General features: G+C 66.0%; 10 protein-coding genes. 6 read left to right on the top strand and 4 right to left on the bottom strand.

Features of this window, described 5'->3' with window-relative positions:
* Window positions 1-206 precede the first annotated feature (206 nt).
* The 4 genes from nahK to PST29_RS11095 form a co-directional block, all read right to left on the bottom strand.
* On the bottom strand, window positions 207-2,843 hold the full coding sequence (gene nahK, locus PST29_RS11110) for a hybrid sensor histidine kinase/response regulator NahK/ErcS' (protein WP_060843066.1): 2,637 nt from the start codon (window positions 2,841-2,843) through the stop codon (window positions 207-209).
* A complete protein-coding gene (gene nosP / locus PST29_RS11105; RefSeq protein ID WP_060843065.1) occupies window positions 2,773-3,936 on the bottom strand; it encodes a nitric oxide-sensing protein NosP in 1,164 nt (387 codons plus the stop codon). The genes nahK and nosP overlap by 71 nt, the downstream gene beginning before the upstream one ends.
* Before the next feature lie 653 nt (window positions 3,937-4,589).
* Window positions 4,590-5,774: a porin gene (locus PST29_RS11100; protein WP_060843064.1), complete on the bottom strand. Its 1,185-nt coding sequence runs from the start codon at window positions 5,772-5,774 to the stop codon at window positions 4,590-4,592.
* Between the two features lie 225 nt (window positions 5,775-5,999).
* The gene (locus PST29_RS11095; protein WP_060843063.1) at window positions 6,000-7,061 is read right to left on the bottom strand and encodes an Ldh family oxidoreductase; all 1,062 of its coding nucleotides are present in this window, start codon (window positions 7,059-7,061) and stop codon (window positions 6,000-6,002) included.
* Between the two features lie 132 nt (window positions 7,062-7,193).
* On the opposite strand from PST29_RS11095, the gene PST29_RS11090 reads away from it, so the two are divergent.
* The 6 genes from PST29_RS11090 (at window position 7,194) to PST29_RS11065 (ending at window position 12,456) form a co-directional block, all read left to right on the top strand.
* Window positions 7,194-8,069, top strand: coding sequence for a MurR/RpiR family transcriptional regulator (locus PST29_RS11090; RefSeq protein WP_060838506.1), 876 nt, complete (start codon window positions 7,194-7,196; stop codon window positions 8,067-8,069).
* Window positions 8,070-8,085: 16 nt separating this feature from the next.
* The gene (locus tag PST29_RS11085) at window positions 8,086-8,838 is read left to right on the top strand and encodes a transporter substrate-binding domain-containing protein (protein ID WP_060838505.1); all 753 of its coding nucleotides are present in this window, start codon (window positions 8,086-8,088) and stop codon (window positions 8,836-8,838) included.
* An 86-nt stretch (window positions 8,839-8,924) separates the two neighbouring features.
* A complete protein-coding gene (locus PST29_RS11080) occupies window positions 8,925-9,644 on the top strand; it encodes an ABC transporter permease (protein WP_060838504.1) in 720 nt (239 codons plus the stop codon).
* Window positions 9,641-10,351 (top strand): ABC transporter permease, encoded by a 711-nt coding sequence (locus PST29_RS11075; RefSeq protein WP_041117194.1) that lies wholly within the window; start codon window positions 9,641-9,643, stop codon window positions 10,349-10,351. The genes PST29_RS11080 and PST29_RS11075 overlap by 4 nt, the downstream gene beginning before the upstream one ends.
* 46 nt (window positions 10,352-10,397) lie before the next feature.
* Window positions 10,398-11,639: an NAD(P)/FAD-dependent oxidoreductase gene (locus PST29_RS11070; RefSeq protein ID WP_060843062.1), complete on the top strand. Its 1,242-nt coding sequence runs from the start codon at window positions 10,398-10,400 to the stop codon at window positions 11,637-11,639.
* A 16-nt stretch (window positions 11,640-11,655) separates the two neighbouring features.
* Window positions 11,656-12,456, top strand: coding sequence for an amino acid ABC transporter ATP-binding protein (locus PST29_RS11065; protein WP_060843061.1), 801 nt, complete (start codon window positions 11,656-11,658; stop codon window positions 12,454-12,456).
* The last annotated feature ends 83 nt before the right edge of the window (window positions 12,457-12,539 follow it).

Below are 12,539 nucleotides of genomic sequence, written 5' to 3'. Positions count from 1 at the left end.
TTCCGCGCCCTGCAGGTCCTGTAGCCGCTGCCGAGCCTTCGGCGAGGCTGCGACAAGGGCCGAAGGCCCTTCCTGCGATTCTGAAGACCCGCGCAATCATTGCGACCAACGCCGTAGCGGTGAATCGGGTCACGCGGGTTGTTCTGGTGGACCGCGTGGCCAGGGTTGGCGTCTCCTGCGGAGCCGGGCGCAGCCTGCGGCAGCGGCTACACGGGGGGCATCAGGAGGTGGCTGATGGCGGTCTTGAGTTTCATCGGGCGCACCGGTTTGTGCATCAGGGTGTGGCCCAGCTGCCGCAGTTGCTGTTTGAGGTCGTTGCTGTAGTTGGCGGTGATCATCATCGCCGGGATCGCCAGGGCACGGCGGGCGTTGATTCGTGCCACGGCGTCGATGCCGTTCTGCTGGTGGTCCAGGTGGTAGTCGGCAATCAGCAGGTCGGCGTCGGCGCGGTAGTCGTCGACCTGGCGCGCCAGGTCTTCTTCGGACAAGGCGGTGATCACCTGGCAGCCCCAGCCTTCGAGCAGGGTGCGCATGCCGGCGCAGATCGCCGCGTCGTTATCCAGCACCCAGATCCGCGCGCCGTGCAAACGTTCCAGCAGGGCTTCCCCCAGCTCCGGGCGCGACGCCGGCAAGGGCGCGCTGGCGCTGATGGGTACTTGCACGCTGAACACCGAGCCGCGTCCCGGCCAGGAGCGCACGCCGATGCGGTGGCCGAGGATCCCGGCAATCTTCTCGACGATGGCCAGCCCCAGGCCCAGGCCGCGATCCTGGTCCGGGCGCTGTTCTTCGCCGCGCTTGAATTCCTGGAAGATTTCTTCCAGGCGTTCGGCGGCGATGCCCATGCCACTGTCCCAGACTTCGATCGACAGCCAGTGCCCCTGGCGCCGGCAACCGAGCACCACGCGGCCCTGGCGGGTGTAGCGGATGGCGTTGCTCAGCAGGTTGCGCAGGATCCGCGCCAGCAGCTGGATGTCGCTGCGCACCAGGGCCGAGCAGGCCACGAAGTGCAGTTCCAGGCCTTCGCTGCGGGCCACCTGGGCGTACTCGGCGGCAAGGTTTTCCAACAGTTCGCTCAAGGCGAAAGGCGCGATGTCGGCCTTGATCACCCCGGCATCGAGCTTGGAGATGTCCACCAGGGTGCCCAGCAGGTTTTCCACGTCTTCCAGGGAGTTGCTGACATTGCGCACCAGGGCGCTGCTGGCCTGGGGGTCGCGGCGCTCCAGCAAGGCGCTGGTGAACAGCCGCGCGGCGTTCAGGGGTTGCAGCAGGTCATGGCTGACCGCGGCGAGGAACTTGGTCTTCGACAGGTTGGCTCGCTCGGCCTCGCTCTTGGCCTCGCGCAAGCGTGATTCGACCCGGCTGCGCTCTTCGATCTCGCGCAGCAGCTGCTGGTTGAGGGTGGTCAGTTCGGCGGTGCGTTCGCGCACCCGCAGCTCCAGGTTCTGGTAGGCCTGATGCAAGGCCTCGGCGGTGCGCCGGCGTTCGGTGATGTCGCGGATCAGCACGAAGATCCCCACCACTTCGCCATTGGCCAGGCGGTTGGGCACGTAGGAGCGCAGCATGTAGCGCTCCTGGTTGTTGACGTTGGTTTCGGCGAACTCGAAGGTCACGCTCTCCCCCGCCAGGGCCCGCTCCACATAGCTTTCCAGGCGCTGGTAGTGCTGTTCGCTGTGCACCTCGCGCAGGCTCTGGCCGAGCATCACGCCCCGGGGCCAGCAGTACCACTCCTCATAGACCTTGTTGGTGAACTCATACACCAGGTCGGCATTGAGGTAGGCGATCAGCGCCGGCACATGGTCGGTGATCAGGCGAATCCAGCGTTCGCTCTCGCTCAGGGCCTCGGCGTGCTGGTAGCGCTCGGTGATGTCGGTGAAGGTGTTGACGAAACCGCCGGTGGGTAGCGGATGGGTGCGGATCTCCAGGACCCGGCCGTCGCTCAAACGTTGCTCGCACTCGTGGATCACTCGGCCATTGCCGTCGCGGCTGGCGGGGGTCAGCAGGCTCAGCTCACTGTCGCCGATCACCTCGGCAAACATCCGATGGGCGGCCACCGGGGCCAGCCCGCTGAGCTCCAGGAAGCGCCGGTTCCACAGTTCGAGAATGCCCTCGGCGCTGACCATGGCCACGCCCTGGGACAGGTTGTCCACCGCCCGTTGCAGCAGGTGCGACTTTTGCGCCACCGCCTGCTCCCGACGCAGGGTTTCGCTGTGCTTGACCTCGGTGATGTCGGTGAACAGGATCACCCGCCCGCCCTCCCGGGTCGGCCGTTCGCTGACCTGCAGCCAGCGGCCGTTGTGCAGGCGATACAGCGGTTGTTCGTCGGCGCCGCTGCGCGGTTCCTCGCTGAACAGCCCGGTGCTGGTCATCAGCCGGCGCACTTCCGACAGGCGCATGCCGGCCATGATCCGCACCCGGCCGTGGGTCCAGAAGGCGCGGAAGCGGCTGTTGAACAGGACGATGCGCTGCTCCTGGTCGAACAGCACGAAGGCGTCGGAAATACTCTCGATGGCGTCGATCAGGTGCTGGTGCGCCGTCTCGGCCCGCAGCCGCGCCTCGCTGAGCAGATGGTTGCCGGCCTTGAGCTCGGCCATGGCCTGGTTCAGGGCGTCGGTGCGTTCGCGCACCTGCTCGGCCAGCACCACCGAATGCTGGAACGCCGCATAAGGGTCGTTGCCGCGGGTGATGCCGGATTCGACCCGTTCGATCAGCGCCTCGTTGATCCGCCGCAGCTTGCGGTTCTCGCGCTGCAGGCAGTCGAGCTGCGCTTGCAGCTCAGCGGCGGGCCGGAGTTCGACTGCGGGCAATGGCGACCCCGGTGAAGGTCTGGTTGATGTGCATGCCATTGAACTGTTCTCCGTAGGTGTTGAAACCCATCACCCGTTGATCCCGCAAAAAGGCCCCGATCTGGTCCAGGCTGCCGCGATCCTCCAGCTCCAGGCGACGCAAAAAGCAGTCACAGCCGATGGTCAGCAACAGGCTGCCCAGGCGCTGCTGCAAACCGTCGAACAGCTGTTGCAGGTTGGGCAGCAAAGGGCCGGGGGTCATGGCGGTGAGGACGATGCCGTTCTCCACCGCGCAGTAGAAACTCAGGCTCAGGTCCGGGTGCACCTGCTGCACCGCGCGCACGTAGTAGTGCTGGTTGATGCGCACCGCCAGCGGGTGGGCGGCGAACACCCGATGGTCGAGCTGCGCCAGGGGCACGCCGATCAACCGTGCGTACTCCTCGGCGGCCGGTTCCGCGTTCAGTTCATAGACCCGGCGCGAGGCGCTGTCGGCGCCGGTGACCACCAGTTTTTCTTCCCGGGGCTGGATGTGGTGGGTGGTGAACACCTCGAAATCCAGCCAGGTGTTGACCAGCACCACCACCGCCGCGCCGCTGTGGAACTCGCCGCCGTAATACACGTGGGTGTGGGTCAGGTAGTTGTCATCGCCGGCCGAACCGCCGAAATGGGGAATGTCCCCCAGGGCTGCGCTGAGGGCGGCCAGGACCATTTCCTCGCGGCTCGACAGGCCGTCCAGCAGGGTCAGGGCGAAGCTGTTGCCCTTGATCGGCGCCAGGGTGTTGCTGCGGCAGCGGCCCACCAGGCGTTCGACCATCTGCTGGGCGTCGATCAGGCTGAAGTGCTCCATCTGGTCGATCAGCTCGGCGGCGATGGAAAAGTGCCGGTGATCGAAGCCGATGGCGGTCACGCAATTGCGCCCGTAGCCCAGGGGGGTGATTTCCCCGGCGCTGGTACAGCCCACCAGGGGGATGCCGCCAAAGCTCTGCTGCAGGGCCGGGCCCAGGGTGTGCAGGGGGTATTCGGCGGAGCAGAAAAACAGCACGAAGCCCAGGTGCGGATGCAGCAACTGGCTGGCCAGGTCCTGGGCCACCTGCTGCGGATCGACGGCCTGGGACATGGCACTGACCACGCCCTCGCTCTGGGCTTGCTGCATCGTCGCCTCCGGCGCCGGTTGTCTGAGCAATGAGTGTACGAAGCCGACCCCGGGGCACGAATGCTACTTGGGTAGCGGGTAGCCGGTTCCATGGGCGTAGGAGCTGGCTTGCCAGCGAAGGCGTCATCCGGGCTGGTGCAAGGCTGGCGGGCCTCTTCGCCGGCAAGCCGGCTCCTACGGGGAAGGCGCCAATGCGGAAAATAGGCGGGGAATGCGGCGCGTCACCTCCGTAGGAGCTGGCTTGCCAGCGAAGGCGTCATCCAGGCTGGTGCAAGGCTTGAGGGCCTCTTCGCCGGCAAGCCGGCTCCTACGGGAAATGCGCCAATGCGGAAAATAGGCGGGGAATGCGCGGCACGACCTCCGTAGGAGCTGGCTTGCCAGCGAAGGCGTCATCCGGGCTGGTGCAAGGCTTGAGGGCCTCTTCGCCGGCAAGCCGGCTCCTACGGGAAATGCGCCAATGCGGAAAATAGGCGAGGAATGCGCGGCGCGACCTCCGTAGGAGCTGGCTTGCCAGCGAAGGCGTCATCCGGGCTGGTGCAAGGCTTGAGGGCCTCTTCGCCGGCAAGCCGGCTCCTACGGGACATGCGGGAGATATGGGGAATGGAGGGGGCGCCGGCCCGGGCGCGATGCGCACGCCAGGGCCGGCGCTGGGGTTACCAGGTCAGCACCGCACCCACGGCGAAGGTGTCGGTGTTTTCGTTTTGCGCATTAGTCTGGTGGCCGTCGATCTCGAACTGGTTGTACTCGGCCACCAGCTTGAGGTTGTCGTTGATGTCGTGGAACAGCGCCACGCCCCGGGTCTGGTAGTCGGCGCCGCTGCCGACCACGCCGTTGCCGTCGTCCTTCGTCTTGCCGTAGGACAGCGCCAGGCGGTTCTTGCCCAGTTTGTACGAGCCCTGCAGCAGGTAGCCCTTGCTGTCCACGTTGCGCAGGGTGGCTTCGCCGGCATTGTTGGTGAAGAACGGGTTGATGCCCTTGGCCTGAAACCCGGAGCCGGTCAGGGACAGGCCGCCCATCTTGGCCTGCAGGCCATAGCCCAGGCCCTTGGACGTCACCGACTGCACGTTGGGGTCGGTGTTGTCGGAAGTCTGGTAGCTGCCGTTGAGCCAGCTGTAGAACTTGGCCCCGCCAAGGTCGAACTGGTAGGTGATCTCGCTCTCGGTGCGCGGGTTCTTCTGGTAGGCCTTGCCCAGGGCGCTGCTGTCGTTGGTGTCCACCGGGTCGAGGATGCCCACCGCCACCCGCAGGCCGTCCATCATCGGGCTGCGATAAGTGATCTGCGAAGACGGAAAGGGATAGGGATAACCGCTGCCGATGTTGCCGAACGACACCCCGCCGCCGTCCACCAGCCCCAGGCTGTCGCTGACCTGGCCGTACCCGGCGAGCATTTCATCGAGCAGGATGTTGGAGCGGGCGAACAGGCCGAAGTCCTTGCCGATCAGCACCTCGCCCCACTCCGGGTTGGCCACGGTGCCATAGAACTGGCGCACGTCGATGGCGGTGTCGGTGCCGTTGGTTTCGCTGTCGTTGATGGTCACCCAGAACGAGGCCCGGGCGCCGAGCTTGAGGTCGTCCACCTGTTTGCCCATGTTGAAGCCCAGGTAGTTGGGCAGAAAGCCCATCTTCACCCGCGCCTGGCGGCGGTCGTACTGCTCGCCGGCGCGGTCGACCTTGCTGTTGACGTAGAAGGCGTTGATGTAGCCGTCGGTGGAAAAGGTGGTCTGGTCCTTGTCGTACAGCATGATCTCGGCTTCGGCGACAGTGCCCAGGCCAAGGGTCGACAGGCCGACGAGCAGGGCCGGAATCAGGGGGTACTGGCAGTTCTTATTGTTATGCATGGCGCGCTCCGCAAACGGGGGACGAAATGTCGGAGGCGATTATCGAAAGGGCCCCAGGGCACTGACAGGCTGCCTTGGAGGCAGATTGCCAGTGCTTTGGAGGGGCTGGCAGGGAGCGGCAAATCCGATCCACGACCGGCCCGCTACCGGGCCCACTACCTGGAGTAACACCAAGGGCTCATGGCCCCGGGTGCGAAGGGATGAAGTCCTTAAGTCGTCGGCCGTTCAGTCGTCGCCCGTCTTATCGTCGCCCGCGAGCGCGCGCAGCCGCGCCAGCTCGGCGGTAGCCAGGGGAATGCCGTGCTCCAGCGATTTGGTCCGGGTGCGGTAGCGCCGGTCCCCGGGCATGCGCTCCAGGCCCACGGCCTGCATCTGCCGCACCAGCTCGCCGCTGCGCTGGGCAAAATGCCCGCCGCCCAGGTGGTTGGGGTCGATGACGATCAGCAGCTGTCCGGTCCAGGGCGTTTGCGCCCCGGGGTGTTGCGACCAGTCGAACTCGAAGGAGAAGTTGCCGCCAGTCAGCGCCGCCGCCAGCAGCTCCACCATCATCGACAGCGCCGAGCCCTTGTGCCCGCCAAAGGGCAGCAAGGCGCCGCCGTCGAGAATCGCCGCCGGATCGCAGGTGGGCTGGCCATCGCGGTCCACCCCCATGCCCGGCGGCAGCTGCTGGCCCTGGCGCTTGGCGATCTGCACATCGCCGTGGGCGATGGCGCTGGTGGCCAGGTCGAAGACGATGGGCTCGGCGCCCTCGCGGGGGGCGGCGAAGGCAATCGGGTTGGTGCCGAACAGCGGGCGCTGGGCGCCATGGGGCACCACGCAGGTCATGCTGTTGACCAGGCTCAGGGCCACCAGGCCTTCTTCGGCGAAGGGCTCGACATCCGGCCACAGCGCCGCGAAGTGGTGGGAATTGCGAATCGCCAGCACCGCGATCCCGGCGCTGCGGGCCTTGCTCAGCAGCAGCGCGCGGGCCGCGGCCAGGGCCGGCTGGGCAAAGCCGCCGCCGGCGTCCACCGCCACCACGCCGGGGGCCACATCCTCCACTTGCGGCACGGCCTGACCGTTGACCCAGCCACTGGCCAGGGACGACAGGTAACCGGGGATGCGGAACACCCCGTGGCTGTGGGAGCCGTCGCGCTCGGCCCGGGCGCAGTTGTCGGCCAGCACCCGGGCCACCTCGGCAGAGGTGCCGTGGCGAAGAAAAATCCGTTGCAGCAAGTCGGTCAAGGCCGGCAGGTCGAGGTACTCGGCATCAGCCTGCGCCACGGTCGCGTGGTTCGCGTCGGTCATTGCAGCTCCATTGGAATTGTTATTGGAAGGGGCCTGACTATCGCGTCACGCCAGTTAACTGTCAAATGTTGACTTCATGACAGAAAACCTTCATTTTCCGTTTCCAGCGGTCAATAAAAACAAGGAGCGGCCATGAGCCAGCCCATCAAACAACGCCTTGAAAGCAGCTTGTCCAGCGCCACCGCGTCGGGCCGGGCAATTGCCAGCTACATGCTCGCCAACCTCTACGAGCTGCCCTTCCAGACCGCCGCCGACATCGCCGAAAAACTCGGCGTCAGCGAATCCAGCGTCGGCCGGTTCTGCCGCGCCATCGGCTACAGCCATTTCAAGGATTTGAAAAACGACCTGAAGAACGACCTAGGCGAAGGCCCGTGGCTGGTGGGCGACCGCCTGCAGGAATTTCGCCAGCAGCCCAACCCGGCGGCCCAGGGCCTGCCCCGCAGCTTCGAGCTGGAAGTGGCGGCGCTGGTCAAGGTCTACGAATACAGCCTGACCCCGGCCTGGCAGACCGTGGTGCAGCGCCTGGCCAGCCGGCGCCGGGTGTACGTGGCGGGGTTCCAGACCGAGCGCGGCATCGCCGCCTCCATGGTCCACCTGCTGCAATACCTGCGCGACGGCGTGCACCTGGTGGACGGCTCTGCCGGGCATTTCGCCGACGTACTGCTCAGCCCCGCCGAAGACTGCGCCCTGGTGGTGTTCGAGGCCCGGCGCTATTCGCGCCACGCCCTGACCCTGTGCCACAAGGCTCGCGAGGCGGGGATTCCGGTGACCCTGGTCACCGACACCTTCTGCGACTGGGCCGAGCAGAACGCCGACGAGGTGTTCCGCGTGCCCACCGAGTTCAACCTGTTCTGGGAATCCACCGCGGCCATGCTGTCGCTGGTTCACCTCTTGATCAACGAGGTGTGCAAGCACCTGGGCCCCGAGGTGGAAAAACGCCTGGAAGCCACGGCCGCCCTGCATAACGAATTTGTTGGCTACACATCGTCCACCCGCGCAAAACAATAAATAACCGAGGTGCTCCATGAACAACGTCGTCCGCTTCGCCAGTGCCTGCGCCCTGGTCTTCGCCGCCTCCGCGGCCCAGGCCGAAACCCTGAAGATCGCCACCGAAGGCGCCTACCCGCCCTTCAACTACGTGGACTCCAACAACCAGCTGCACGGCTTTGACGTGGACATCGCCAACGCCCTGTGCAAGCAGATGCAGGTCGAATGCCAGATCGTCGCCCAGGACTGGGAAGGCATCATCCCGGCGCTGCTGGCGAAGAAATACGACGCGGTGGTGGCCTCGATGATCGCCACCGACGAGCGCAAGAAAAAGATCGCCTTCAGCAACCACTACTACCGCACCCCGCTGTCGGTAGCCGTGGCCAAGGACTCGGACATCACCGACGCCCAGACCAACTTCAAGGGCCGCACCGTGGGCGCCCAGGCCTCCTCGACCCAGGCCATCTACGCCGAGGACCACTACGGCCCGGCCGGCGCCGACGTGAAGTTCTACCCAACCCTGGACGAAGCCAACAGCGACCTGGCCGCCGGACGCGTGGACGGGGTGATTGCCGACAAATTCCCGCTGCTGGCCTGGGCCGAAAGCGCCGGCAAGGACTGCTGCAAGATCATCGGTGACGTCAACGGCACCACCGCCGACGCCTCGATCGCCGTACGCAAGGAAGACAACGCCCTGCGCGAGCGCCTGAACAAGGCCCTGGACGCGATCGTCGCCGACGGCACCTACAAGCAGATCTCCAGCCGCTACTTCGCCTTCGACATCTACTGACCGCCCGCCTTTGCCGCTGCCGTTGCCCCGCGTTCCCCCGAGCGCGGCGGCGCCCTGCACGGTTCAATTTTCCTGAGGGTTCGCGCATGTTCGAACAGCTGTCACTCCTGTCCTTTGCCAGCGGCGGCTGGGGCTCGGCCCTGCTCGCCGGGGCCCTGGTGACCATCGCCCTGGCCCTGGCCTGCGTGCCCATCGGCCTGCCCCTGGGCTTGCTGGTAGCCCTGGCCGCGCGCTCGAAAAACCGCTGGGCGCGGGCCTGGGCCACGACCTTTTCCACGGTGTTTCGCGGCCTGCCGGAGCTGTTGACCCTGCTGATCATCTACTACGGCTGCCAGATCGCCGCGCAGAAGATCCTCGGCGCCCTGGGCTACCCCGGTGAAGTGGCGATCAACACCTTCGTCGCCGCGATGATCGCCTTCAGCCTGGTGTTTGCCGCCTTCTCCAGCGAGATCTGGCTGGCCGCGTTCAAGACCCTGCCCAAGGGCCAGTACGAAGCCGCCAGCGCCCTGAGCCTGTCGCGGCGCACCACCTTCAGCCGGGTGCTGCTGCCGCAACTGACCCGCATCGCCCTGCCGGGGCTTTCCAACAACTGGCTGTCGCTGCTCAAGGACACCTCCCTGGTGTCGACCATTTCCCTGGTGGACCTGATGCGCCAGACCAACCTCGCGGTCAGCGTGACCAAGGAACCCATGCTGTTCTACAGCGTGGCCTGCTTGGGCTACCTGTTCTTCTCGGCGCTGTCGGGGCACCTGTTCAGCTTTCTTGAACGGCGCTTCAACCGTGCGCAACGGAGCCTGCAACCATGAGCCTGGATGACCTGCTGAACCTGTTCCTCAACCAGGACCTGCTGGAACGCTACGGCCCGCGCTTTATCGACGGCCTGCTGGTGACCGCCAAGCTGGTGGCGATTTCCTTCAGCCTGGGCGCCGTGCTCGGCCTGCTGATCGCCCTCGGGCGGTTGTCCAGCAATCAGTTCCTGCGGCGCTTCACCGGGGCTTATGTGTACTTCTTCCGTGGCTCGCCGCTGCTGGCCCAGCTGTTCATGCTGTATTACGGCCTGGGCTCGTTCAAAGGCTTCTGGCAGGACGTGGGCCTGTGGTGGTTCTTCCGCGACGCCTGGTTCTGCACCCTGCTGGCCTTCACCCTGAACACCGCCGCCTACCAGGCGGAGATCCTGCGCGGCAGCCTGCTGGCCGTGGCCCAGGGCCAGCGCGAAGCCTGCAAGGCCCTGAGCCTGTCGCGCTGGACCGCGTTTCGCAAAGTGATACTGCCGCAGTCGCTGCTGATCGCCATCGGGCCTCTGGGCAACGAGCTGATCCTGATGATCAAGGCCAGCGCCATCGCCTCCCTGGTGACCATCTACGACCTGATGGGGGTGACCAAACTGGCCTTCTCCCGCAGCTTCGATTTCCAGATCTACCTGTGGGCCGCGGTGCTCTACCTGCTGATCGTCGAAGTGGTACGGCGCAGCCTCAAATACCTGGAAGGCCGCCTGGGCCGGCACCTGAACTGAACCCTTTAGCGGGCCGCCGCGCGGCCCCTGTCATAAGGACCGAAACATGCATTGCCAAACCTTAGTTCTGGGCGCCGGAATCGTCGGCGTCAGCAGCGCCCTGCACCTGCAGGCCCGCGGCCGCCAAGTCGTGCTGCTGGACCGTCAGCCTCCGGGCAACGGCACCAGCCACGGCAACGCCGGGCTGATCGAACGCGCCAGCGTGATTCCCTACGCCTTCCCCCGGGAAGTGACCAAGCTGGTGCGCTACGGCCTCAACCAGCAATCGGACGTGCGCTACAGCCTGCGCCACCTGCCCAAAGCCGGCCCCTGGCTGCTGCAATACTGGCGCCACTCCTCGCCCAAAGGCCTGGCTGCCGCCACCCGCGCCATGCTGCCGCTGATCGAACGCTGCGTCACCGAACACCTGGCCCTGGCCCGCCCGGCCAACATGCTGGAGCTGATCGCCGACGGCGGCTGGCTCGAAGCCTTCAACGACCAGCAAGCCTTCGACTTCGCCCAACGCGCCGCCGCCGACCTGCGGGACTACGAACTCAACTACCGGGTACTGGACCGCGCCGAACTCTTGGCCCTGGAACCCGGCCTGCACCCCGACATCGTGGGCGGCCTGCACTGGCTCGACCCCAAGACCGTGATCGACCCCGGCGGCCTGACCCGCGGCTACGCCGAACTGTTCAAGCAACGCGGCGGCCAATTCGTCATCGGCGATGCCCTGACCCTGACCCAGATCGAAGGCGGCTGGCAGGTGCAGAGCGAACTCGGCCCGATCACCGCCCAGGAAGTGGTGGTCGCCCTGGGCCCGCAAGCCAGCGGGATCTTCGAGCCCCTGGGCTACCGCATTCCCCTGGCGATCAAGCGCGGCTACCACATGCACTACGCCGCCCTGCCCGGCACCCGCCTGCAGCACCCGATCCTCGACCCGGTGGGCGGCTACGTCCTGGCACCGATGGTGGGCGGCATCCGCCTGACCACCGGCATCGAATTCGCCGACCGCGACGACCCGATCAACGAAATCCAACTGCGCCGCTGCGAAGCCCTGGCCCGCAGCTTCTACCCCCTGGGCGAACGCCTCGACGCCGAACCCTGGCTGGGCCGCCGCCCGTGCCTGCCGGACATGTGCCCGGTGATCGGCCCCGCCCCGCGCCACCCCGGCCTGTGGTTCAACTTCGGCCACGCCCACCACGGCCTGACCCTGGGCCCGGTGAGCGGCCAGCTGCTGGCGCAGCTGGTCACCGGCGAAACCCCGTTCACCGACCCCACCCCCTACCGCGCCGAGCGCTTCAACTGACCGACGGAGAACCGCCATGCAGACCCAGACCGCCCCGCTTCCCGCCGCCTCCCAAGCGCCAGCCCGCCCCGCTGCCGACCCGCGCGAAGTGGTGATCGATATTGCCGGGGTGAACAAGTTCTACGGTGCTTTCCATGTACTGCACGACATCGACCTCAAAGTGCGCCAGGGCGAACGCATCGTCCTCTGCGGGCCTTCCGGCTCCGGCAAATCCACCCTGATCCGCTGCATCAACCGCCTGGAGATTGCCGAAAAAGGCCAGATCCTGGTGGACCGCACCGACCTCTCGCAAAACACCCGCGAAGCCGCCCAGGTGCGTAGCCAAGTGGGCATGGTGTTCCAGCACTTCAACCTGTTCCCGCACATGAGCGTGCTGGACAACTGCACCCTGGCGCCGATGACCGTGCGCGGCTTGTCGCGGAAAAAGGCTGAAGAACTGGCCCGGGGGTTTCTGGCCAAGGTGGGGATCGAGAACCAGGCGGATAAGTACCCGAGCCAGCTTTCAGGTGGGCAGCAACAGCGCGTGGCGATTGCTAGGGCGTTGTGCATGGAGCCGAAGATTATGTTGTTTGATGAACCGACCTCGGCGCTGGACCCGGAGATGGTGAGTGAGGTGTTGGATGTGATGGTGAAGTTGGCGGGGAGTGGGATGACCATGTTGTGTGTGACCCATGAGATGGGGTTTGCGCGGCAGGTGGCGGAGCGGGTGTTGTTTTTGGATGGGGGGCGGATTGTGGAGGATGCTCCGCCTGAAGAGTTCTTTGGGGCACCCAAGAGCCCGAGGGCTAAGGCGTTTCTTGCGCAGATTGTGCATTGAGGTTGGGGAGCTGATTCGTTGCTGCGGGTATGGCGGCGCACTGCAACGAATCTGCTTGGAACGCCACAGTGAGCAAGGGGCTC

Source organism: Pseudomonas sp. St29, from assembly GCF_001547915.1.
GTDB lineage: Bacteria > Pseudomonadota > Gammaproteobacteria > Pseudomonadales > Pseudomonadaceae > Aquipseudomonas.
The sequence above is the reverse complement of the archived record's forward strand: the minus strand, read 5'-3'. Positions and strand labels throughout refer to the sequence as shown.